Genomic DNA, 22,626 nt, shown 5'->3' with positions numbered 1-22,626 from the left:
CCCCCCCCCCCCCCCCCCCCCCCCCCCCCCCCCCCCCCCCCCCCCCCCCCCCCCCCCCCCCCCCCCCCCCCCCCCCCCCCCCGACCCACCCACCCTCCCCCGTCACCGACAACTCCGGGTGGTATCTCTGCATACGCCAGTTCTGCGAAGAACGTCCGGGTGAGGAATGTGACGAGATGCGCGTTGTCCGCTTCCCCGACGTCTGCGGTCGCGCCCGCTGGGTAGGGCTGCGGTAACCGTCAGACGCCGTACCCGACAGAGGAGGCCACCGTGCCCGCATCGACACCCCCCCTGCTGCCGGCCCACTCCAAACGCCCGGCGGTGCCGACCGCCCACCCCCAGGAGACCCACTTGTGCGTGTTCAGCGCGGAGGGAACCTGCGCCGAGGCCCCGCTGACCAGCGAGCCGCCGCTGCCCGACGCCGAGCCCCTCACCAGCGAACCGCCGCTCGCCGCCGCGGACTCCGACGTCACGAGGCCCTAGATGACCGCACCCCGGCCGGACGAACCCCCCGCACCCCCCAGCGACGAGCTGACCCGCCTCGCCGCCCTGCACGGCGTCGCCACCTCCTACAGCCCGTCCCCGGGCCGTACGGTCACCGCCTCGGCCACCGCGGTCACCCGCGCCCTGGCCGCCCTGGGCGTCGACGCCGGCACTCCGCAGGCCGTCCGCGCCGCGCTCGCCGCGCGGGAGCGGGAGGCGGCCGAACGGCTGCTGCCGCCGACCGTGGTGTCCTGGACCACAGGCGACCACGGCGGCGAGCACGCCGCCTGCGCCAACCTCGCCGCCCTCCCGCCGGGCACCCGACTGCTGATCGAGACGGAGCAGGGCGGAACCCACACGTCCGTCGAGGGCCTGCCGCCCGGAGTCCACCGGCTGACCGCCACCGCACCCGACGGCCGCACCGCAAGCGCCCACCTGATCGTGGCCCCACGCCACCTGCCCACGGCCACCGCCACCCCCACCCTCACGTCCACACCCACCCCCACCTCCACGCCCACCGCCACGTCCACCCCCGCCTCCACGCCCACCCCTCCAGGACGCACGTACGGACTCCTCGTCCAGCTCTACTCCCTCCTGTCCGCCCGCTCCTGGGGCATGGGCGACCTCGGCGACCTGGCCGAGCTGGCCGACTGGGCCGGGCGAGCGCTGGGGGCCGGGTTCGTACAGGTCAACCCGCTGCACGCAGCGGTGCCCGGGGCGCCGACCGACCCCTCGCCGTACCGGCCGTCCTCGCGTCGCTTCCCCGATCCCGTGCATCTGCGGGTCGAGGACGTCCCCGAGTTCGCGTACGTCGACGAGCCCGACCGCGTGCGGGCGCTGCTGGAGCGGGCCGGCCGGCTGCGGGAGACCGTGCTGGAGAAGGGGGCGCTGATCGACCGGGACGCGGTGTGGGAGCTGAAGCGGGAGGCGTTGGAGCTGGTCGCCGCGGTGCCGCTGGGCCCCGGCCGGCGCGCCGCCTACTGCGACTTCCTCGCCGAGGAGGGCGAGGCGCTGGAGGACCACGCCACCTGGTGCGCGCTCGCCGAGGTGCACGGCTCCGACTGGCACCGGTGGCCGGAGGGGCTGCGGGATCCCCGTTCCGCGGACACCGCCCGGGCCCGGCGCGAGCTGATGGACCGGGTCGACTTCTGGTCGCGGCTCGCGTGGCTCACGGACGCCCAGCTCACCGCCGCGCAGCGCACGGCGCGTGAGGCGGGCATGCCGGTCGGGATCGTGCACGACCTCGCGGTCGGCGTGCACCCCCGCGGCGCCGACGCCTGGGCCCAACAGGAGTTCCTCGCCGCCGGCATGTCGGTCGGCGCGCCCCCGGACGCCTTCAACGCGCGCGGCCAGGACTGGGGTCTGCCGCCCTGGCGTCCGGACCGGCTCGCCGAGTCCGGCTACGCGCCGTTCCGGCGGCTGTTGCGCGCCCTGTTCCGCTACGCGGGCGCTCTGCGCATCGACCATGTCATGGGCCTGTTCCGGCTGTGGTGGGTGCCCCAGGGCGAGCCGCCCACCGAGGGCACCTACGTCCGTTACGACGCCGAGGCCATGCTCGCCGTGCTGGTGCTGGAGGCGTCCCGGGCGGGCGCGGTGGTGATCGGCGAGGACCTGGGCACCGTAGAGCCGGGCGTCCGGGAGGCCCTGCGCGAGCGGGGGGTGCTCGGCACGTCCGTGCTGTGGTTCGAGCGGGACTGGGAGGGTGACGGACGTCCCCTGCCCCCCGAACGCTGGCGCTCCGACTGCCTCGCCACCGCCACCACCCACGACCTTCCGTCCACCGCGGCCCGCCTCACCGGCGACCATGTCGAACTCCGCGAACGGCTGGGCCTGCTGACCCGGTCGCTGGAGGAGGAGCGCGCGGAGGCCCGCGCCGACACGGGGGAGTGGCTCGGGCTGCTCACCCGGCTCGGACTCCTCCGGGGCACCGGCGGGGGCGGCGACACGTTCTCCGAGGAGGCCGAGGTGCAGGCCGTCCACCGCTTCCTGCTGCGCACCCCCGCCCGGATGATCGGCGTCTGGCTCCCGGACGGCGTGGGCGACCGCCGGCCGCAGAACCTGCCCGGCACCTGGGACCAGTACCCGAACTGGCGCCTGCCGATCGCCGACGCGGAGGGACGCCCGGTGACGCTGGAGGAGCTGGCGGCGTCACCACGACTGCGCGCGCTGATCGACGTCCTGCGGCAGGGATGAGGCGCGGCCCCGTCGGCGGCGACCGCCGCCCGGGGCCGCGCCCGGATCGGCGTCCTGCGGGGCGAGGCGGAGCCCCCGCCCGGCCCCCGCCCGGCTCATACGGCACCCCGGACGAGCGTGCCCGATCGCCGTTCGCTAACTTGGGCACCGTGGACAAGAAGAACGCCCTGCGCGCCGGCGCCCTGGCCGCCGGTACGACGCTGATGATGCTGCTCATGTCGTCCCCCGCGCTCGCGCTGACCCGCGACGACGGTGACGACCCCGGCACGGGCCTGAGCGTCATCGAGACGCTGGGCCTCTTCGTGGTGGCCCCGCTCGCGCTGTTCGCGGTCATCGCCGGCCTGGTGTGGGTCCTCGACCGGTCCAAGGACCGGCAGGACACGACCAGCTCCAACATCACCGTCAAGGGCAAGGGCACGACGCAGGCCAAGGCCTGACCGGGGCCCCCGACGGGACCACCGAGTCCGCCACCCGCACCCGCCGAGAGCGCCGTCTCCTCGGTCGTACGCCACATGCGCCGTACGACCGAGGAGACGGCGCTCTCGCGTTCCGCACACGCCGAAGCCGGACCCGCACCCGCACCCGCACCCGGATCCGAACCCGCACCCGAACCCGCACCCGAGCCGGACCCGCACCCGGATCCGGACCCGTACCCGAACCCGCACCCGAGCCGGACCCGCACCCGGATCCGGACCCGTACCCGAACCCGCACCCGAGCCGGACCCGCACCCGAGCCGGACCCGCACCCGCAACCGGGGACGGAGTCGGAGCCGAAACCGGCGGGGCCGCCGTCGGCCGCCCGCCGTCCGCCCCCGGCCCGATCCGCCATCGTGCCCACAGCGCCCCGCCCGTTCGGGGCCAACCTCGCCCTCGTCTCTCCCCGCGCAGACCGCCGCACGTCACAGTCATCGCTGGAAGCGATCGGACCGACCCCGCCGGAAACGGGTCATGCCGGCAGGAGGCACTCATGAACGGCACCCCGCACGACGCGAGCACCCCCGACCCCGTCGCCGTCGTGGGCTCCGGGCCCACCGGCCTCCTCCTCGCCGGCGACCTCGCCACCGCCGGTGTCCCCGTCACCGTCCTCGAGAAGCGCCACCACGACATCAGCAACCTCACCCGCGCCTTCGTCGTGCACGCCCGCACCCTCGAACAGTTCGACGCGCGCGGCCTCGCCGACGAACTCGAGGCGGTCGGCCGCCCGCTCGACCGGCTCCGCCTGTACGGGCGGCTCACGCTCACCCTCGACACGCTCCCCTCCCGTTTCAACCACGTCCTCGTCATCCCCCAGTACGAGGTGGAGAAGGTCCTGGAGCGGCGCGCGGTCGAGGCCGGGGCGCGGTTCCGGTACGAGACCGAGGTGACCGGCCTCGCCCAGGACCCGGACGGCGTCACCGTCGAGGTCCGAACGCCCACCGGCGCGGCCGAGACCCTGCGGGCCTCCTACGTCGTCGGCGCCGACGGCATGCGCAGCACCGTGCGGAGCGCGGTCGGCCTCCCCTTCCCCGGCCGTTCCGTCATCCGTTCCGTCGTCCTCGCCGACGTCCGGCTCGCCGAGCAACCGGAGACGGTGCTCACCTTCAACGCCGTCGGTGACACCTTCGCCCTCGTCGCGCCCTTCGGCGACGGCTACTACCGGGTGATCGGCTGGCACCGCGGCCGTGAGGCGCCCGACGACGCCCCCCTCGGGCTCGACGAGGTCAGGGAGATCACCCGCCTGGCCCTGGGCCGGGACTTCGGCATACACGACGCCCGCTGGATGTCCCGCTTCCACAGCGACGAGCGTCAGGCGCCCGCCTACCGGGTGGGCCGGGTTTTCCTCGCGGGCGACGCCGCGCACGTGCACACCCCGGCCGGCGGGCAGGGCCTGAACACCGGGCTGCAGGACGCGGCCAACCTGAGCTGGAAGCTCGCGCAGGTGGTCCACGGCCGCGCGGACGACGCCCTCCTCGACACCTACCAGGCCGAACGCCACCCCGTGGGCCGGACGGTGCTGCGCAGCAGCGGCGGCATCGTGCGGTTCGCGATGGCCAAGAGCCCAGGGATGCTCGCGCTGCGGGCCGCGGGCGCCACCTTCCTCCACCATGTCGCCCCGGCCCGCCGCAGGGTGCTCGGCCAGATCACCGGCATCGGCTACAGCTACCCGGCTCCCCGCGGCGCCCATCGCCTCACCGGCCTCCGTGTCCCGGACGTCCGTCTGGCGGGCGGCCGTCGTCTGCACGAGGCCCTGCGGGGCGGCCGTTTCGTCCTGATCACCGCGCGGGACGCCGACGGCGACCGGGGCGGCGCCCGCGATGGCCGGCTCGCCGTGGAGCGCTGGGCGAGCGACCGGCGCACGGTGCTGCTGGTGCGCCCCGACGGATATGCGGCCTGGGCGGCCGACGACGCCGACCCGGCCGTGATCGAGGCCGCCCTCGCCGCCCACGTCGGCTGAGCCGGCCCGCGGCTACCTCTCCGTCGCGAGCAGCAGCTCCCGCAGCAGGCCGGCCAGATGGCCGGCCTGCTCGGTGTCCAGGGCGGCGGAGAGCGCCTCCGTCTGGACGGCGAGCCCCGCGCCGACCGCCTCCTCGACCAGTTCCAGGCCCCGTTCGGTGAGGGTCACCTGGAGGCCCCGGCGGTCGTGCGGGTCGGGGGAGCGGCGCAGCAGTCCCGCCCGTTCCAGCTTGTCGAGGCGGCCGGTCATCCCGCCGGTGGTGAGCATGAGCGTCGCCGACAACTGGCGGGGGGAGAGGGCGTACGGCTCGCCGGAGCGGCGCAGCGTGGCCAGCACGTCGAACTCGCCGCGTGAGATCCCGAGGGCCCCGTACGCCTTCTCCATGCGGTCGCCGATCGCGCGCGAGAGCCGGTGGATCCGGCCGAAGACCTCCATGGCGGTGGTGTCGAGGTCGGGCCGCTCGACGGCCCACTGCCCGATGATCGCGTCGACGGCGTCCCTGCGCTGTGCACTCATGCGGGGAGTATCCGCCCGGCTTCGGCTCGCCTGCAAGAAAGTGGCTTGACAGCAAGTGGCTTAGCGCTAAGCTACTTATGTCCAAGCTACTGGTGCCCAAGCTGTTCCGCGCGACATCGTCCGCCTTCCACGCCGTCCGCCTCCGCGTCCGGCCCTGAGCCCCGACGCCACCCTGCCCCCTGAGCCCACCCCGCCCCGACGCTTCCGAGAAGGGGGGCCGGCCATGACACGGCCCGCCACCGTCCTGCTCACCGCCCTCGCCCCCGTCTCCTGGGGCACCACCTACGCGGTCACCACCGAGTTCCTCCCCGCCGACCGCCCCCTCTTCACCGCCCTGACCCGCGCCCTGCCCGCCGGCCTGCTGCTGCTCGCGGTCGCCCGCGTGTTGCCCCGAGGCCTCTGGTGGGGCAAGGCGGCGGTGCTCGGCGCCCTGAACATCGGCGCCTTCTTCCCGCTCCTCTTCCTCTCCGCCTACCGGCTGCCCGGCGGCATGGCGGCCGTCGTCGGCTCGGTCGGACCGCTCTTCGTCGTGGGCCTCTCGGCGCTCCTGCTCGGGCAGCGGCCGACCGCCCGCACCCTGCTGACCGGCATCGCGGCCGCGTTCGGCGTCAGCCTGGTGGTCCTCGAGGCCGCCGGGGCGCTGGACGCGCTCGGCGTGCTGGCGGCGCTCGCCTCCACCGCCTCGATGTCGGCGGGCATCGTCCTGACCAAGAGGTGGGGCCGCCCCGACGGCGTCGGCCCCCTCGCGCTCACCGCCTGGCAGCTCACCGTGGGCGGGCTGCTCATCGCCCCCGTCGCCTTCCTCGTCGAGGGCGCCCCGCCCGCCCTGGACGCCCGTGCCGTCGGCGGCTACCTCTACCTGGCCCTGGCCAACACGGCGGTCGCGTACTGGCTCTGGTTCCGCGGTATCGGCCGGCTCACCGCCACGCAGGTCACCTTCCTCGGACCGCTCTCCCCGCTCACCGCGGCGGTCGTCGGCTGGGTCGCCCTCGGACAGGCGCTGACGGCGGTGCAACTGGCGGGCATGGCGCTGGCGTTCGGCGCGACGGTGGCGGGGCAGCTCACCCCGCGCCCCCGCCTGCGCCCGTGCGCGGCATCAGCGGCGGCGCCGTTGGCCGCACCTTCCAGCTCTCCTCGGAGGGACAGGCGAACGGATGCCGCGGACCTGACAGATCCGGCGCTGCGACGGTAGAGCGGCGCTCCGGTCCGCCTGCCGAAGGGGGCTACGGGCGGCGGCAGCCGCCTCGGGGAGCCCGAGCCCGAGGGACGACCCCGTGGCGGTCCGTGCCCGAGGGAACCTGGCTTGCGGGAACCGCACCCGGGACAGGCCCTAGGGGAGCCCGCGCTGGTACCGCACCCCGGGCCGCGCGTCGACGACGACGTCCCCCACGGTCGTGAACCCGTTCCGTTCGAGGACGGTCCTGGACGCCCGGTTGTCGACGGTGGTGACGGCGGTGAGGGCGGTGAGGGCGTACGCCGTGGCGGCCAGCTCGCAGACCTCCCCGGCCACGGCCGTGGCCACACCCCGGCCCACCGCGTGCGCGCCGATCCGGTAGCCCAGCTCGGCGGAGCCGTCCGTGACGTCCACCAGATTGACGCGGCCGATCAGCCGGCCGTCCTCGTCCAGGACCACGTGGAAGTGACAGACGCCGGCGTCCTGCTCCTCGAGGAGGGCGCGGTGCCGGGAGGGGAACTCGGCGAAGTACGCGTCTCCGCGGTCGGGGACGGACCGGGCGAAGTAGGCGCGGTTCTCCCGTTCGAACGCCAGCAGGGCGTCCGCGTGGTCGGCCCGCAGCCGCTCCAGGGTCGTCATGACCGGCAGCATAGGAGGCCGGCCGGCCGGGCGCCCTCTTTCGCCCCTCCGCCACCACCGCCCGCCCCCGCCCCCTGCGACAGGCGGCGCCCCGGCGACAACGTCGTCGCCCAACCCCCTGCCTCCGTGGAAGGATGGCGCAACCCACACATAACGAGGAGATGACCGCGTGCCTGGCACAAACCTGACTCGCGAAGAGGCGCAGCAGCGGGCGAAGCTGCTCACCGTTGACTCGTACGAGATCGATCTCGACCTCTCCGGCGCGCAGGAGGGCGGTACCTACCGGTCCGTGACCACGGTGCGCTTCGACGTGGCGGACGGGGAAGACGCCCAGTCCTTCATCGACCTGGTGGCGCCGACCGTCCACGAGGTGACGCTGAACGGGGACGCCCTCGACCCGGCCGAGGTCTTCGCGGACTCCCGGATCGCCCTGCCCGGACTGCTCGAGGGCCGCAACGTCCTGCGGGTCGTCGCCGACTGCGCCTACACCAACACCGGTGAGGGTCTGCACCGGTTCGTCGACCCGGTCGACGACCAGGCCTACCTTTACACGCAGTTCGAGGTTCCGGACGCCCGCCGCGTCTTCGCCTGCTTCGAGCAGCCCGACCTCAAGGCCACCTTCCAGTTCACGGTGAAGGCGCCGAGCGGCTGGACCGTCATCTCCAACTCCCCGACGCCCGAGCCCAAGGACGACGTCTGGGCCTTCGAGCCGACGCCGAGGATCTCGACGTACATCACCGCGCTCATCGTCGGCCCGTACCACAGCGTCCACAGCGTGTACGAGAAGGACGGTCAGTCCGTCCCGCTCGGCATCTACTGCCGTCCCTCGCTCGCCGAGTTCCTCGACTCGGACGCCATCTTCGAGGTCACCCGGCAGGGCTTCGACTGGTTCCAGGAGAAGTTCGACTACCGGTACCCCTTCAAGAAGTACGACCAGCTCTTCGTGCCGGAGTTCAACGCGGGCGCGATGGAGAACGCGGGCGCCGTCACCATCCGCGACCAGTACGTCTTCCGCTCGAAGGTCACCGACGCCGCGTACGAGCTCCGCGCGGAGACGATCCTGCACGAGCTGGCCCACATGTGGTTCGGCGACCTGGTCACCATGGAGTGGTGGAACGACCTGTGGCTGAACGAGTCGTTCGCCACCTACACCTCCATCGCCTGCCAGGCGTACGCGCCCGGCAGCCGCTGGCCGCACTCCTGGACGACGTTCGCCAACTCCATGAAGACGTGGGCCTACCGGCAGGACCAGCTGCCGTCCACCCACCCGATCATGGCCGAGATCCGCGACCTCGACGACGTCCTGGTCAACTTCGACGGCATCACCTACGCCAAGGGCGCCAGCGTCCTCAAGCAGCTCGTCGCCTACGTCGGCATGGACGAGTTCTTCAAGGGCGTGCAGGCCTACTTCAAGCGCCACGCGTTCGGCAACACCCGCCTGTCCGACCTCCTCGGCGCCCTGGAGGAGACCTCCGGCCGTGACCTGAAGGCCTGGTCGAAGGCGTGGCTGGAGACGGCGGGGATCAACATCCTCCGCCCCGAGATCGAGACCGACGGCAACGGTGTCATCACCTCCTTCGCGATCCGCCAGGAGGCCCCGGCCCTGCCCGCCGGCGCCAAGGGCGAGCCGACGCTGCGCCCGCACCGCATCGCCATCGGCCTCTACGACCTCGACGAGGCCAGCGGCAAGCTGGTGCGCGACGAGCGCGTCGAGCTGGACGTCGACGGCGAGCTGACCGCCGTCCCGCAGCTGTCCGGCAAGCGCCGGCCGGACGTCGTCCTGCTCAACGACGACGACCTGTCGTACGCCAAGGTCCGCCTCGACGAGCAGTCCCTCGCCTTCGTCACCGAGCACCTCGGCGACTTCGAGGCGTCCCTGCCGCGCGCCCTGTGCTGGGCGTCGGCCTGGGACATGACCCGGGACGCCGAACTGCGCACCCGCGACTACCTCGCCCTGGTGCTGTCCGGCATCGGCAAGGAGTCCGACATCGGCGTGGTCCAGTCGCTGCACCGGCAGGTCAAGCTCGCCATCGACCTCTACGCCGACCCGACCGCCCGTGAGGCGCTGCTGACCCGCTGGACCGACGCCACGCTGGCCCACCTGCGGTCCGCCGAGGCGGGCGGCGACCACCAACTGGCCTGGGCGCGCGCCTTCGCGGCCACCGCCCGCACCCCCGAGCAGCTGGACCTGCTGGAGGCGCTGCTGGACGGCTCGCAGACGATCGAGGGCCTCGTCGTCGACACCGAGCTGCGCTGGGCGTTCGTACAGCGCCTCGCGGCCGTCGGCCGGTTCGACGAGACGGAGATCGCCGGCGAGTACGAGCGCGACAAGACGGCCGCCGGGGAGCGCCACGCGGCCACCGCCCGCGCCGCCCGGCCGACGCCGGAGGCCAAGGCGGAGGCGTGGGCGTCGGTGGTCGAGTCCGACAAGCTGCCCAACGCCGTCCAGGAGGCCGTCATCGGCGGCTTCGTCCAGACCGACCAGCGTGAGCTGCTCGCGCCGTACACGGACAAGTACTTCGACGTCGTGAAGGACATCTGGGAGTCCCGCTCGCACGAGATCGCCCAGCAGATCGCGGTCGGCCTCTACCCGTCGATCCAGGTCTCCGACGAGACCCTCCGCAAGACGGACGCCTGGCTGACCTCCGCCGAGCCGAACGCGGCCCTGCGCCGCCTCGTCTCCGAGTCCCGCGCGGGCGTGGAGCGCGCACTGAGGGCCCAGGCGGCCGACGCGCGGTAGTCGCCCGTACGCCATGAGGGGGCGCCCGGTGCCGCGGCACCGGGCGCCCCCGGCGTTTCACGTGCGCCCGGCGCGCCGAGAACGACGTCCGGATCCCGCCGGTGAGCGGGGGCGGCGCGGGCGAACCTGGGACGCATGACCACCACGAGCACCGCCAGGACGTACACCGCGCGCCCCATCGCCCCCGAGGTCCTGGAGGAACTGCGCGTCACCGACGACGCCGGCCGCCCCACGACCCCCTTCACCGACCCCGAGGGCGACGCCCCCCTGCGCTGCTGCCTGCGCCGCAGCCGGCCCGGAGAACGGATCGCCCTCGTCTCCTACGCCCCCCTGCGCCGCTGGGCGGCCGCGACGGGCGCCGACCCCGGCGCCTACGACGAACAGGGCCCCGTCTTCGTCCACGCCGGCCCCTGCCCGGAGCCGGCCGACGGCACGCTGCCGTTCACGAACACCCACCGCACCGTCCGCCGCTACTCGGCCGAGGGCCGCATCCTGGGCGGACGCCTCGTCGCGGAGCCCTCGCGGGAGAGCTTCGCGCAGGCCTTCCGGGAGGCGTTCGACGACCCGGCCGTGGCGCTCGTCCACGTCCGGGGCGTCGAGTACGGGTGCTTCCTCTACGAGGTGCGCCGGGACTGAGGAGTCAGCCCTTGAGCTCCGCCGCCACCAGCTCCGCGATCTGCACCGCGTTCAGGGCCGCGCCCTTGCGGAGGTTGTCGTTGGAGATGAACAGGGCGAGGCCGTTCTCCACGGTCTCGTCCCGGCGGATGCGGCCCACGTAGGACGGGTCCTTGCCGGCCGCCTGGAGCGGGGTCGGGATGTCGGTGAGGACGACACCCTCGGCGTCCGCCAGCAGCTCCGTGGCGCGCTCGGCGCTGATCGGGCGGGCGAAGCGGGCGTTGACCTGGAGGGAGTGGCCCGAGAAGACCGGCACGCGCACGCAGGTGCCGGAGACCTTGAGCTCGGGGATCTCCAGGATCTTGCGGGACTCGTTGCGGAGCTTCTGCTCCTCGTCCGTCTCGTTCAGACCGTCGTCCACGATCGAGCCGGCGAGCGGCACGACGTTGAACGCGATGGGCCTCTTGTAGACGCCCGGCTCGGGGAAGTCGACCGCCTCGCCGTCGTGCGTCAGCCTGTCGGCGTCGGCGACGACCTTCTGCGCCTGGCCGTGCAGCTCCGCGACGCCCGCGAGGCCGGAACCGGACACCGCCTGGTAGGTGGCGACGACGAGGGCCTCCAGGCCCGCCTCCGCGTGCAGCGGCTTCAGCACGGGCATCGCGGCCATCGTCGTGCAGTTCGGGTTGGCGATGATGCCCTTGGGGCGGTCGGCGATCGCGTGCGGGTTCACCTCGGAGACGACCAGCGGCACCTCGGGGTCCTTGCGCCAGGCCGAGGAGTTGTCGATCACGACCGCGCCCTGCGAGGCGACCTTTTCGGCCAGCGCCTTGGAGGTGGCGCCGCCCGCCGAGAACAGCACGATGTCCAGGCCGGTGTAGTCCGCGGCCGCCGCGTCCTCCACGGTCACGCCGTCCAGGACCGTCCCCGCCGAGCGGGCGGAGGCGAACAGACGCAGCTCGGTGACCGGGAAGTTCCGCTCCTTGAGGATCCTGCGCATGACCGTGCCGACCTGACCGGTGGCTCCGACGATTCCGACCCTCACGGTGACTCCCTCTGTCCGTCCTTGCGTGCGTGTTGCCTGGCCGAGGCTTTTCCATGATGCGGCCGACATGGGCCCGCCTGTCCAATTCTTTGGCCGCCATGCCCGATGGATGGGACGCCCCGGCGCCGTCGGCGGTTGCGGAACTCCCGTCCGTACCCCCTCTGAGCTGCAGATGTTCGTCCCGCGCACGCTCCGGGCCGCAAGCTGTGCTGCCTGCCGCCGCGGTGTGACGTACACCTCTGCACGATGAGGCCGAACGTTTTGGCGCGCTGCGGCGTCGTAGAGGAAACGCGGCGAGGGGAGGGGTGTCCGTGCTGCGCAGAAAGGCGGCCCGCCGGGCCCAGGGGGACGCGCACGGCGATCCCCTGGACCCGGCGCAGGAACGCAGGGTGCGGGCGGTGCTCGCGCTCGGCGGCGTGCCGCAGGCGGACCTGCCGGACGGGGTGCAGCAGGTCCGCCTGCGGCTGCTGGAGCGCGCGGCGAAGGGGTACGAGGCGCCGCGGGACGTCTCCGCGTGGGCGGCGGTCGTGGCCTCGAACCTCGCCATGGACTGGCACCGGGCCAAACGCCGCCAGGAACGCCTCGGCGAGCGGCTGGCCTCGTTGCGCCAGCACGAGCACCCGTCCGGCGAGGACACCAGCGTGCTCTCCCTCGCCGTCGCCCAGGGCCTGGACGAGCTGCCCGACGCCCAGCGCCAGGTCCTCGTCCTGCGTTTCTACGCCGACCTCCCGGTGCGCTCCATCGCCCTGGAGCTCGGCGTCCCCGAGGGCACGGTCAAGAGCCGCCTGCACACGGCGGTCCGCGCCCTGCGCACCCGCCTGCACGAGGACGAGGTGGTGTGACATGCCGGCCGGCCACGAACACGAGAACCACGACGACCACGAGGCACAGCTCGACCAGGAGACACAGACCAACCAGGACGCACCCGACATGGACGCGCTGATGATGGCCGTCACGGGCGCCCCCCTGTCCGACGAGGCCCGCGCCGACCCCGTCTTCCTGGCCGCCCACCGTGCGGCGGCGGCCGACGTGGCGCTGCTCCGTGAGCAGCTGGGGCTGCTCGCGGACACCCTCACGGAGCCCGTCGGACGGCCCGCCCCGGAGCCCGTACCCGTGCGGCCCGTCCGCGCGGCCCGGCGCCGGCTGCTTCCGCTCACCCTGCGGGCCGTCGGGGTGGCCGCCGCCGGCGTGCTGGTCCTCGGTGGCGGATGGCTGGTCGTACAGGCCGGCCAGGGCGTCGGCATCGACGCGTCGTCCAAGAGCGCCGACGACGGCGCGGCGGCCGACGAGAAGGCGGAGTCGTCGGCGGCGGGCAGCCTGCTCGGCGACCCCGCCTACCTCGCCTGCGAGGCCCGGCTCGTCGTCGAGGGCGACGTGACGGACGTCGAACGGGTGCCGGGCACCGCCCAGGAGCGGGTCACCCTGCGCGTGACCCGCTCGTACAAGCCGGAGCGGCCCACGACGACCGAGGTCGGCTTCGTGATGGAGGAGGGCATGGACCCGCTGCTCGCCGAGGGCGACCACGTCCTGGTGGGCCTGGCCAAGGGGTCGGCGTCCCCGGACGTCTGGGCCGTCGGCGCGGCCGACATCGCCGCCGAGCGTGCGGCGATCGCCCGGGCGGCGCCCTCCCTGGACGGTGTGACCTGCGAATAGGGCGAGGGCGGGCGCCAAAAGCGAGGGGCGGGCGCCCGTACGGACGCCCGCCCCCTTCGGCTCACCGCGGTGTCACGGCGTGACCTTCTCGATGGCCACGTTGCCGAGGCCCGCGACCGTGCCGCGGGCGTTGACCAGCTGGACCTGGCCGAAGAACGCCCGGCCCTCCGGCGCGGGGGCCAGGGCGGTGACGGTCGCGGAGACCGTCGCCGAGGCGCCCGTGGCCAGCTTCACCGGCGTCGACTCGTCGACGTCGACCGTGCCGAGCGAGGACGAGAAGAACACGTCCAGGTAGTCGTACTCGGTGGAGCCGGCCGGGACCGAGTAGCCCGCGACCTCGATGGTGTAGGTGCCTGCGGCGGGCGACGGGATGGAGACCGCCTCCTCCGAGTCACCGTCGGCCTGCTGCGCGACCTGGTTGCCGTCGGCGTCGTACACCGTCAGGTCGAGGTCGGCGGAGGCGTCGGAGACACCGCCGATGGAGACGTCCAGCGACGCGGCGCCCTCGGGGACCACGACCGTGGTGGTCTGGTTCTCGTGGTCCTTGATCGTCGGACGGGCCGCCTTGGAGGAGCCGAGCGGGCCGCCCGCCAGCTTGCCGTCGACGGCGGCGAAGTTGTTCGTCACCTTCCAGGAGACGGCGGCCGGCGTGCCGACCTTCGCCTCGGGCACGGTCACGGTCTCCGGGTCGAAGGCCGCGCCGTACACGGTGACGTCCAGCTTGTACGGGTTGTCGAGCAGCGGCGAGGTGCGGCGCGACTCGACCTCGATCTCCCAGACGCCCGGCTGCGGGTCGGCGTAGGAGCGGGCGTCCGGCTTGCAGCCGTTGCCGTCGAGGTAGTTGTTGTAGCAGTAGATGGTGGCGCTGTCCTCGACGGCGACACCGTAGGGGTGGATCGAGATGAACCGGGTCTGGCTCTTGTCCTTCAGCCCGCTCATCGCGACCTCGAGGGACGTGGCGCCCTCGGGGACGGTCAGGAAGTAGTGCTGCGAGCTGTTGCGCTGCACGGTGTTCTCGGTGGAGAAGGTGTGCGCCACCGGCGTCGAGACGACGACCGTGTTCAGGATCTGCTTGTCGACGCCCTCGGTCCTCGGGTCGTCGACCTCGAGGATCGCGCTCTTGATGCCCTTGGACCGCGGGGCGGCCTGGACCTTGACGGTCACCGGCTTGTTCAGCGGCAGCTTCACCTCGTCGTCGCCGAGGATCCTGAAGGTGCCGGCCGCGTTGTTCACCAGGTCCAGCTCGTGGCGGATCGCCTTGTCGGCGCCGGACGTGCGGGTGATGGTGACGTCGTACGTCTTCTTCTGGCCGGCCTTGAGGCCGCCCTCGCGGTCGTAGACGCCGGTGCCGAAGCCCGGGGTCTTCAGCGCGAAGTCGATCGCGGTGTCGACCGGGGCCTTGACCGTGTACTCGTGGGCGGTGGCGCCGTCCTCGATGGAGTCCCAGGCGTCCACGATGTCGATGGCGCCCGAGCCCTCCTCGTAGGCCTGCAGGCCCTTGACGTGCTCGGCGGTCGAGGTGAGCGCGGTGCGCAGGACGGCCGGCGTCAGCTCGATGCCCTTCTGCTTCGCGGCGCTCAGCAGCAGCGCCGAGGCGCCCGCGGCCTGCGGGGAGGCCATCGAGGTGCCCTGGAGCATGGCGTAGCCGGCCGGCAGCGTGTAGCCCGACTCGGCGACCGGGGCGCCCGGCAGCCAGGTCTGGATGGTGTTGATCGCGGCGCCCGGGGCGACGAGGGTCGGCGTGAAGCCGCCGTCCTCACGCGGGCCGCGCGAGGAGAACGGCAGCAGCGCGTACTTCTTCGTCACCAGTGAGCCGTAGTTGGCGGCCCAGGTCTCCTTGGAGATGGCCGCGCCGACGGAGATGACCTTGTCGGCCAGGGCGGGGTCGCCGATGGTGTTGGCGCCGGGGCCCTCGTTGCCCGCGGAGATCACGAGCTGGACGCCGTAGGTGTCGATGAGGCGCGTGTACAGCTCGGCGCGGGCGTTGTTGCCGTCGTTCAGCGCCGGCAGGCCGCCGATCGACATGTTGACGATGTCGACGCCGCGGTTGACCACGAGGTCGATCATGCCCTCGGTGAGCGCGACGTTGGTGCAGCCGGGACCGAAGACGCAGGCCCGGGAGGAGACGATCTTGGCGCCGGGGGCGGCGCCGTTCATCCGGCCGCCGAACAGGCTGTTCGCGGCGGTGATGCCGGCGACGTGGGTGCCGTGCTCGCTGGAGATCATGCCGATGTTGACGAAGTCGGCCTTCTTGCCGACCCAGTCCCCGCCGAACGGGTCCATCGGGACGTCCTTGCGGATCTCCACGACGAACGGGATCCGCTCGGCGACCTCGGTCGCCGGGTTGTCGGTGCCGAAGTAGCCGACCTGGAAGCCGTCCTTGTACGGCTTCATGGCGGTGTCGTCGGTGAAGTCGCCGTTGTTGTTCAGGTCGACGGTGACCTTGCCGGCGGCCGCGTCGTACAGCACGCCCCAGGCGTCGGTGGTGTCGCCGTCCCGGTTGACGTCGCCCTGCTGGTCGCCGCCGGCGGTGGCCGACTCGCGGAAGAGGTTGACGGAGTACGTGCCCGCGGGCGCGGTCCAGGTGCGGCCGCCGTAGGTGAAGGAGGGCCCGGAGACGGAGTTCACCATCGGGCGCCAGCTCGCGTCGCCGTCCACGATCGGGTCGGTGGCGGTCACCCAGTCGACGATCTTGCGCTCGCCGGTGGTGGTCTTCTGCAGCGCGGGATGCGCGAGGTCCACGCCGGAGTCGAGGACGCCGATGGTGATGCCGCGGCCGTCCGCCTTCGGGTGGTCCTCGACGAAGTCGACGGCGCCCGTCTCGAAGGACGGGTTGTACGGGTTCTCCGCGGGGGTCTTCCGGTTCGGCGCCGGGTAGGTCTTCGCGGTCGTGGTGGCGCCGGCGTTCTTCGCGGTGTCGGCGCTCGGCGTCGGGTCGTCGAGGACGATCTCCTGCCGCAGGTCGATCGCGTGCACGGAGGACAGCTTCGCGGCGGCGGCGATGGCCGCGTCGGCCTTGGCCGTCGGGACGGTGGCGCGGACGTAGCCGAGCTTGTCGTACGAGCGGCCCACGGAACCGCCCTTGACCGCGTCCAGCTCCTCGGCGACCTGCTCGGTGCTCCCCGGCGCCGTCGCGACCATCATCGTGACGGTCTTGTCGCCGGCGGCCTTGGCGTCGGCGAGGAGGCCGGCGTCGTCGGAACCGAGCTTGTCGGAGGCGGACTTCAGTCCCGGGTCGGCGGCGGCCGGGGTCTGGTCGGCGGAGAAGGCCATGGGTATCGGGCCGGCCGCGGACAGCGCGGCCACCAGACCCGCGGCCACGGCTATGCGGGCCGCTCGTCTCGCGCCCGATACGGGTTCGCGCTGGGGGGTGTGGGTCATCGGCATCCCTTGTTGGTAAAGGAACGAGCTTCACGCGACCGGGCCGTTCCTGCCTGATCGCGAACGTCCGGAATGCGATCCCGGACGACCGCACAGCTTTACGCAAGGGAACGATGTTTGGGGAGAGTTGACCGAATCGATATGGACGTATGGGGAAAACCCGCGATGACGTTTGCGGGCATCGGTGCGGAACCGGACAAGTGCCCCTTGGGGTCGTACATCCCTCAATCATCGGAAGGGCGTTGAGGGGACGTCAGGACGCCGTGCCCGGTGTGGGCCGGGTGATCGCGGGTACCCCCGGCTTGGTCCCGGTCACCGGGCCGCGGCAGTGCTCCGTCGCGGGCGGGCCACCCCCCGACCGGCCCGTTCGCGACGGCGCCCGCCGCCCCCGCGCCCCCGCTGCGCCGTCCCCGCGCCCGAATACCCACCTGCCAACCCGGAGATGACCGGTTAACGTCCCTGTGTGCGAAAGACGTTGAGGGTGGCGGCCTACGCCGTCTGCGTCCGTGACGGCCGGATCCTGCTCGCCCGCTCGCCCGCCCCGGACGGCACCCCGGAGTGGGTGCTGCCGGGCGGCGGCATGGAGCACGGCGAGGATCCCCACGACACCGTCGTGCGCGAACTGGAGGAGGAGACCGGCTACCGCGTCGAGGTGACCGGTCTGCTCGGTGTGGACTCCTCCCGCCGCACGTTCCGCCGCGAAGGCCTGCGCGGGCCCGTGGACCACCACGGCGTGCGGATCGTCTACGAGGGCCGGGTCGTCGGCGGAGAACTCCGCAACGAGGTCGACGGCTCCACGGACATGGCCGCCTGGCACGACCTGGACGCGGTGCCCGGCCTGACCCGGGTCGGGCTGATCGACGTGGCGCTGCGGCTGTGGCGGGAGCGACCGGTGAGCGGGCGGGTCTTCGTGCCGCCGGAGGCGTAGGGCCGGCGGGCGGCCGTGGGGCACCGGTCTGCCGCGGGCGGCGGCGCGCACGAAGAGGGGCCGCCGGGTCATCCCCGTGCGGCCCCTCCTCTCCCCTCCTGATGCGGTCCCCGGTGCGTCACTACCGGGGCAGCACCACGACGTACGCGGCCGGTTCACGGTCACCGGACGCCATCAGGGCGGTGCGCACCACCGCCGCCTGCTGTTCCATCGCGTCCCGCAGCTTCCTCGGCGTGATGTACACGACCGTGATACCGAGCCGCTCCAGGTGTTCGCGCTTGCGCGCGTACTCGGACCACATCGCGTCCTCGTCCTGGCGGGGCGTCCGGGTGTCCAGCTCCACCGCCACCGCCTGCTCGGGCCAGTAGGCGTCCAGACCGCCCAGGTGTGGACCGCCCGGCAGGCGCAGGTCGACGTTCCACACCGGGTCCGGCAGGCCGTACTCACGGACCATCGTGTAGAGGCGGGCCTCCGCGATCGCGCGGCCCTCGGCGAGCAGCGAGTCCACCGCGTCCACCACGTGCGGGCGGCCCAGCAGCTTGGCCTGGTTCAGTTCCCGCACCACCACGGCCGGTTCGCAGTGCCCGGCGCGCACCGCCTCCGTCAGCAGCCGCCGTACCGCCCCCGCGTCCGTCAGCCGGGCCACCGCGTCGACCAGGGCGCGCGGTACCGGGGCGACGGGAACCCCGGTCGCCTGCTCGGGCGTCGGCAGCGTGGTGGTGCGGACGACGTGCGCGCAGCCCGTCGAGCGCAGCCGGCGCAGCCGGGGGACCAGGACGTCGATCCGCTCCAGGGAGAGCAGCGGGGGCGCGGTGGTGAAGCCGTGGAGGGTGAGGGCCGCGAGGCCCGTGATCATCGCCTCCGCGTACACCGGACGGTGCGGTTCCCCCGCGCCCGGCTGGACCGGCACCCCGGACGTCGACACTTCGCGGGCCGCGTACAGCAGCACCGCGTGCAGTCGCTCCTCGCTGGTCGGCGGTCCCGGGTGGAGGAGGAACACGCCCGGGAGGATCTGCTGCCAGGGGCCGTCGGGGCGGCACTGCTCACCGGTCTCGGCGGACGAGACGCCGTGCGAACGGAGCTGAGCCGCCGTCATGACACGGCGGTGCACGTCCGACAGGTGGCACACGGGGCGGGGGGAGGCCGGGGGGAGTGGCGTGTTGTGGTTCATGAACCGGGGATTCCCGCACCCGGTCCGCCCCTTAACCGCTGTTACACGCTCGTCGACAATTCCGGACAAGCTCGTCCTAAAGGACGGGTGTTCGGGTGCCGAGTAGGCACCGAAAACCCCTGGTCCATCAGGTGGAAGCCAGGGGTTACGGTTCGGATTGCCTGAATTCCGTAACGGTGACCGTCGGCGGAATTCATGGCCAAAGGTAGTGCCTGTCCGACCATTCCCGTCTGCACCGCCCTCCGGGCGACGACGGGCAGCGTCGGACAGGCACTAGGCGCTCTCGGCCCTGGCGTCACACGCCTGTCCGCGCAGCCCCCGCGCCAGGTCGTCCCAGGCCTCCAGCACCAGGCGGCGCAGCGCCGGGGGCGCCGACGCGTGCATGGCCAGCCAGATGTCCGACTCCACCAGGGTGTCCGGGTGGTCCTGCAGGGACGGGTACAGGCCCTTGACGATGGTCATCGCGATCTGGATGGACCGCTCGGACCAGATGCGCTCGATCGCCGCGAAGTACTTCTGCGCGTACGGCGCCAGCAGCTCCCGCTGGGAGGGCTGGTTGAAGCCCGCGATCGTCGCCTCCACCAGCGCGTTGGACAGGACGTCCGACTCCATCACCTGGGCCCATGCCTGTGCCTTGACCGCCGCCGAGGGGCGGGCGGCGAGGCAGCGGACCTGGTGGCGCTTGCCGGAGGCCGTGTCGTCACGGGCGAGTTCCGCCGCCAGGACGGCCTCGTCCGCGTGGCCGTGGGCCGTGAGCGGCTCAAGGAACGCCCAGCGCAGCTCCTGGTCCACCTCCAGGCCGTCGATCTCCGCCGTGCCGTCCAGCAGGCCCTGGAGCAGGTCGAAGTCGGAGGCGGAGGTCGCCACCGACGCGAAGAACCGCGCCCAGGCCAGCTGGTGCTCGCTGCCCGGCGCGGCCGCCCGCAGCTCCTTCAGCGCCTCCTCGGCCACCAGCCGCTCGCCGGTCTTCCGCAGGGGCGGCGCCACGTAGTGCACCAGCGCGGCCTGCGCCCACGCGTGCAGCATCTGCAGCACACCGATGTCCGACTCGCGGCCGGCGAACCGCAGCACCAGGGAGATGAAGTCCCGCGCGGGCAGCAGCGCGTCCCGGGTGAGGTTCCACAGCGCCGACCAGCACAGGGCACGGGCGAGCGGGTCGGTGATGTCGCCCAGGTGCGCACGCAGCGTGTCCAGCGACATCTCGTCGAAGCGGATCTTGCAGTACGTCAGGTCCTCGTCGTTGACCAGGACCAGCTCCGGCGCCTCCTGGCCCGCCAGCTCCGGCACGACCGTCCGCGGGCCGTCGACGTCCGTCTCGGTGCGCGCGTACCGCACCAGCCGGTTCCCCTCCCTGCGGTACAGGCCGATCGCCACCCGGTGCGGCCGCAGCTCGGGGTGCGACTCCGGCGCCTCCTGCAGCACCGACACCTCGCTGACCAGGCCGTTCGCGTCCAGCAGCACCTGAGGGGTCAATGAGTTCACACCGGCCGTCTGCAGCCAGGACCGGGCCCACGCGCCCATGTCGCGGCCGCTGGTCTCCGTGAGGACCGACAGCAGGTCGCCGAGGCGCGTGTTGCCGTAGGCGTGCCGCTTGAAGTAGCGGCGGGCGCCCTCCAGGAAGGCGTCCTGCCCCACGTACGCCACGAGCTGCTTCAGGACGGAGGCTCCCTTGGCGTAGGTGATGCCGTCGAAGTTGAGCTTGGCGTCCTGCAGGTCGCGGATGTCGGCGGTGATCGGGTGGGTGGAGGGGAGCTGGTCGGCCCGGTAGGCCCAGGCCTTGCGGCGGTTGGCGAAGGTGATCCAGCCGTCGGTGAAGCGGGTGGCGCCGACCAGGGAGAACGTGCCCATGAAGTCCGCGAAGGACTCCTTCAGCCACAGGTCGTCCCACCATTCCATGGTGACCAGGTCGCCGAACCACATGTGCGCCATCTCGTGCAGGATCACGTTCGCCCGCGCCTCGTACGACGCCTGCGTCACCTTGCCCCGGAAGATGTACTCCTCCCGGAAGGTCACCAGCCCCGGGTTCTCCATCGCCCCCAGGTTGTACTCGGGCACGAACGCCTGGTCGTACTTGCCGAAGGGGTAGGGGTAGTCGAAGTGGTCGTGGAAGAAGTCCAGGCCCTGCTTGGTGACGAGGAAGACGTCGTCGGCGTCGAAGTACGGCGCGAGGCCCTTGCGGCACAGGGCGCCGAGCGGGATCTCCAGCCGCGTGCCGTCCTCGAGCACCCGCTCGTAGGAGTCCGTCACATGGTGGTACGGCCCCGCCACCACGCACGTGATGTACGTCGCGATCGGCTTCGTCTCCGCGAACCGCCACACCCCGTCCGTGCGCTCGCCGACGCCGTTGCTCCACACCACCCACTCCTCGGGCGCCCGCACCTCGAAGCGGAACGGGGCCTTGAGGTCGGGCTGCTCGAAGGCGGCGAAGACGCGGCGGGAGTCGGCCGGCTCGTACTGCGTGTAGAGGTAGACCTCGCCGTCCTCGGGGTCGACGAAGCGGTGCAGCCCTTCGCCGGTGCGGGAGTAGGCGCACCGGGCGTCGACGACCAGCTCGTTCTCGGCGGCGAGGTCCTCCAGCAGGATCCGGGAACCGTCGAAGACCTCGCCGGGGTCCAGATCGCGGCCGTTCAGTGTGACGGCGGTCACGCTCGGGGCGATGAGATCGGCGAAGCTCGACGCGCCCGGCTCGTTGCAGCGGAAGCGCACCGTGGTGACCGAGCGGAAGGTGCGCGGACCGTCCCCGGACGGGTCGCCCACCGCCGAACGCACGTCGAGCGACACGTCGTACCCGTCGACGGAGAGCAGGGCGGCCCGCTCCCGGGCCTCGTCGCGGGACAGGTTCTCACCGGGCACGGGCGGTACTCCCTCAGGGCGATGCACATGATCTGGACAGGCCCGATCCTGCCACGCGCTCCTGACGGCGGGCAGCAGGGAATGCCCCGCCGGGGCGGCGGCGTTCACCGGGGAAACGTTCCCCCTTGAGGAGAGACATGTCGGAGAAGACGCCCGTCGACTTCTGGTTCGACCCGCTGTGCCCCTGGGCCTGGATGACCTCCCGCTGGGTGCTGGAAGTGGAGAAGGTCCGGGACATCGAGGTCCGCTGGCATGTGATGAGCCTCGCCGTCCTCAACGAGGACAAGCTCGACGAGCTCCCCGAGGAGTACCGGGACATGCTCGCCACCAAGGCGTGGAAGCCGATCCGGGTGGTGACCGCCGCCTGGCAGAAGCACGGCGCGGACGTCCTCGGCCCGCTCTACACCGCGCTCGGCACCCGCATCCACAACAACGGCGAGGGCCCCACCCTGGAGGCGGTCGCCGGCGCGCTCGCGGACGTCGGCCTGCCCGCCGACCTCATCGACTACGCCGACCAGGAGGTCTTCGAGTTCGACGCCGAGCTGCGCGCCTCCCACAAGGAGGGCATCGAGAAGGTCGGCCAGGACGTCGGCACCCCGGTCATCGCCGTCCCCGGCCCCGACGGCGAGCAGATCGCCTTCTTCGGCCCGGTCGTCACCCCGGCCCCCCAGGGCGAGGAGGCCGCCCGCCTCTGGGACGGCACCCTCGCGGTCGCCTCGGTCCCGGGCTTCTACGAGATCAAGCGCACCCGCACCAAGGGCCCGGACTTCAGCAACCTGTGACCGACCGGTGCGCGGCCCCCTG

At 72.8% G+C, this 22,626-nt stretch carries 17 protein-coding genes; 11 read left to right on the top strand and 6 right to left on the bottom strand.

The window, feature by feature from the left end; genetic code table 11:
* The first annotated feature begins 294 nt into the window (after positions 1–294).
* The 4 genes from ACIHAR_RS38235 to ACIHAR_RS38220 all read left to right on the top strand — a co-directional run bounded on the left by ACIHAR_RS38235 (position 295) and on the right by ACIHAR_RS38220 (position 5,110).
* Positions 295–483, top strand: coding sequence for a hypothetical protein (locus ACIHAR_RS38235; protein WP_400023843.1), 189 nt, complete (start codon positions 295–297; stop codon positions 481–483).
* Positions 484–2,676 carry a 4-alpha-glucanotransferase gene (gene malQ, locus ACIHAR_RS38230; RefSeq protein ID WP_400023839.1) on the top strand — a complete coding sequence of 731 codons (2,193 nt, stop codon included), beginning with the start codon at positions 484–486 and terminating at the stop codon, positions 2,674–2,676. It abuts the gene before it with no gap.
* Positions 2,677–2,825: 149 nt separating this feature from the next.
* Positions 2,826–3,113: a hypothetical protein gene (locus ACIHAR_RS38225; protein ID WP_365471404.1), complete on the top strand. Its 288-nt coding sequence runs from the start codon at positions 2,826–2,828 to the stop codon at positions 3,111–3,113.
* A 530-nt stretch (positions 3,114–3,643) separates the two neighbouring features.
* Positions 3,644–5,110, top strand: coding sequence for an FAD-dependent monooxygenase (locus tag ACIHAR_RS38220; protein ID WP_400023837.1), 1,467 nt, complete (start codon positions 3,644–3,646; stop codon positions 5,108–5,110).
* A gap of 12 nt (positions 5,111–5,122) precedes the next feature.
* Here the strand turns inward: ACIHAR_RS38220 and ACIHAR_RS38215 are convergent, their stop codons facing one another.
* Complete coding sequence (locus ACIHAR_RS38215) at positions 5,123–5,626, bottom strand: MarR family transcriptional regulator (protein ID WP_365471398.1); 504 nt, start codon at positions 5,624–5,626, stop codon at positions 5,123–5,125.
* Between the two features lie 223 nt (positions 5,627–5,849).
* Here ACIHAR_RS38215 and ACIHAR_RS38210 point away from each other — a divergent pair, with 223 nt between their 5' ends.
* Positions 5,850–6,818 (top strand): EamA family transporter, encoded by a 969-nt coding sequence (locus tag ACIHAR_RS38210; protein WP_400023835.1) that lies wholly within the window; start codon positions 5,850–5,852, stop codon positions 6,816–6,818.
* A gap of 138 nt (positions 6,819–6,956) precedes the next feature.
* Here the strand turns inward: ACIHAR_RS38210 and ACIHAR_RS38205 are convergent, their stop codons facing one another.
* Complete coding sequence (locus tag ACIHAR_RS38205; RefSeq protein ID WP_400023833.1) at positions 6,957–7,439, bottom strand: GNAT family N-acetyltransferase; 483 nt, start codon at positions 7,437–7,439, stop codon at positions 6,957–6,959.
* Positions 7,440–7,608: 169 nt separating this feature from the next.
* Between ACIHAR_RS38205 and pepN (ACIHAR_RS38200) the strand changes: the two genes are divergently transcribed.
* Both pepN (ACIHAR_RS38200) and ACIHAR_RS38195 read left to right on the top strand, forming a co-directional pair.
* A complete protein-coding gene (gene pepN / locus ACIHAR_RS38200) occupies positions 7,609–10,179 on the top strand; it encodes an aminopeptidase N (RefSeq protein WP_400023832.1) in 2,571 nt (856 codons plus the stop codon).
* Between the two features lie 135 nt (positions 10,180–10,314).
* Entirely contained in the window at positions 10,315–10,815 is a 501-nt protein-coding gene (locus tag ACIHAR_RS38195) for a DUF1203 domain-containing protein (RefSeq protein ID WP_400023830.1), read from the top strand.
* A gap of 4 nt (positions 10,816–10,819) precedes the next feature.
* On the opposite strand, the gene ACIHAR_RS38190 is transcribed toward ACIHAR_RS38195, so the two are convergent.
* Positions 10,820–11,836, bottom strand: coding sequence for an aspartate-semialdehyde dehydrogenase (locus tag ACIHAR_RS38190; protein WP_365471384.1), 1,017 nt, complete (start codon positions 11,834–11,836; stop codon positions 10,820–10,822).
* 311 nt (positions 11,837–12,147) lie between these two features.
* Here ACIHAR_RS38190 and ACIHAR_RS38185 point away from each other — a divergent pair, with 311 nt between their 5' ends.
* On the top strand, positions 12,148–12,678 hold the full coding sequence (locus ACIHAR_RS38185) for a sigma-70 family RNA polymerase sigma factor (RefSeq protein ID WP_384652626.1): 531 nt from the start codon (positions 12,148–12,150) through the stop codon (positions 12,676–12,678).
* Position 12,679: 1 nt separating this feature from the next.
* Positions 12,680–13,489, top strand: a complete 810-nt coding sequence (locus ACIHAR_RS38180) for a hypothetical protein (RefSeq protein WP_400023829.1) — start codon at positions 12,680–12,682, stop codon at positions 13,487–13,489.
* 72 nt (positions 13,490–13,561) lie between these two features.
* Here the strand turns inward: ACIHAR_RS38180 and ACIHAR_RS38175 are convergent, their stop codons facing one another.
* Positions 13,562–16,870, bottom strand: coding sequence for a S8 family serine peptidase (locus ACIHAR_RS38175; RefSeq protein WP_400023828.1), 3,309 nt, complete (start codon positions 16,868–16,870; stop codon positions 13,562–13,564).
* 481 nt (positions 16,871–17,351) lie between these two features.
* On the opposite strand from ACIHAR_RS38175, the gene ACIHAR_RS38170 reads away from it, so the two are divergent.
* Positions 17,352–17,798, top strand: coding sequence for an NUDIX hydrolase (locus tag ACIHAR_RS38170; protein WP_400023842.1), 447 nt, complete (start codon positions 17,352–17,354; stop codon positions 17,796–17,798).
* 121 nt (positions 17,799–17,919) lie between these two features.
* Here ACIHAR_RS38170 and ACIHAR_RS38165 read toward each other — a convergent pair whose 3' ends face one another.
* A complete protein-coding gene (locus ACIHAR_RS38165; RefSeq protein ID WP_400023827.1) occupies positions 17,920–18,969 on the bottom strand; it encodes a hypothetical protein in 1,050 nt (349 codons plus the stop codon).
* A 273-nt stretch (positions 18,970–19,242) separates the two neighbouring features.
* A complete protein-coding gene (gene pepN / locus ACIHAR_RS38160) occupies positions 19,243–21,822 on the bottom strand; it encodes an aminopeptidase N (protein WP_400023825.1) in 2,580 nt (859 codons plus the stop codon).
* A gap of 137 nt (positions 21,823–21,959) precedes the next feature.
* On the opposite strand from pepN (ACIHAR_RS38160), the gene ACIHAR_RS38155 reads away from it, so the two are divergent.
* Positions 21,960–22,604, top strand: a complete 645-nt coding sequence (locus ACIHAR_RS38155; protein ID WP_365471366.1) for a DsbA family protein — start codon at positions 21,960–21,962, stop codon at positions 22,602–22,604.
* The last annotated feature ends 22 nt before the right edge of the window (positions 22,605–22,626 follow it).

The organism is Streptomyces sp. NPDC052016 (assembly GCF_044548445.1).
Lineage (GTDB): Bacteria > Actinomycetota > Actinomycetes > Streptomycetales > Streptomycetaceae > Streptomyces.
Note: the sequence above shows the minus strand (reverse complement) of the source record. Positions and strands in the feature narration are given on the sequence as shown.

What these genes read in the sequence shown, in the direction of transcription:
- malQ (WP_400023839.1), top strand. Translation starts at nt 484, where the DNA reads ATGACCGCACCCCGGCCGGACGAACCCCCCGCACCCCCCAGCGACGAG.
- ACIHAR_RS38220 (WP_400023837.1), top strand. Translation starts at nt 3,644, where the DNA reads ATGAACGGCACCCCGCACGACGCGAGCACCCCCGACCCCGTCGCCGTC.
- ACIHAR_RS38215 (WP_365471398.1), bottom strand. Translation starts at nt 5,626, where the DNA reads ATGAGTGCACAGCGCAGGGACGCCGTCGACGCGATCATCGGGCAGTGG.
- ACIHAR_RS38210 (WP_400023835.1), top strand. Translation starts at nt 5,850, where the DNA reads ATGACACGGCCCGCCACCGTCCTGCTCACCGCCCTCGCCCCCGTCTCC.
- ACIHAR_RS38205 (WP_400023833.1), bottom strand. Translation starts at nt 7,439, where the DNA reads ATGACGACCCTGGAGCGGCTGCGGGCCGACCACGCGGACGCCCTGCTG.
- ACIHAR_RS38195 (WP_400023830.1), top strand. Translation starts at nt 10,315, where the DNA reads ATGACCACCACGAGCACCGCCAGGACGTACACCGCGCGCCCCATCGCC.
- ACIHAR_RS38180 (WP_400023829.1), top strand. Translation starts at nt 12,680, where the DNA reads ATGCCGGCCGGCCACGAACACGAGAACCACGACGACCACGAGGCACAG.
- ACIHAR_RS38175 (WP_400023828.1), bottom strand. Translation starts at nt 16,870, where the DNA reads ATGACCCACACCCCCCAGCGCGAACCCGTATCGGGCGCGAGACGAGCG.
- ACIHAR_RS38165 (WP_400023827.1), bottom strand. Translation starts at nt 18,969, where the DNA reads ATGAACCACAACACGCCACTCCCCCCGGCCTCCCCCCGCCCCGTGTGC.
- ACIHAR_RS38155 (WP_365471366.1), top strand. Translation starts at nt 21,960, where the DNA reads ATGTCGGAGAAGACGCCCGTCGACTTCTGGTTCGACCCGCTGTGCCCC.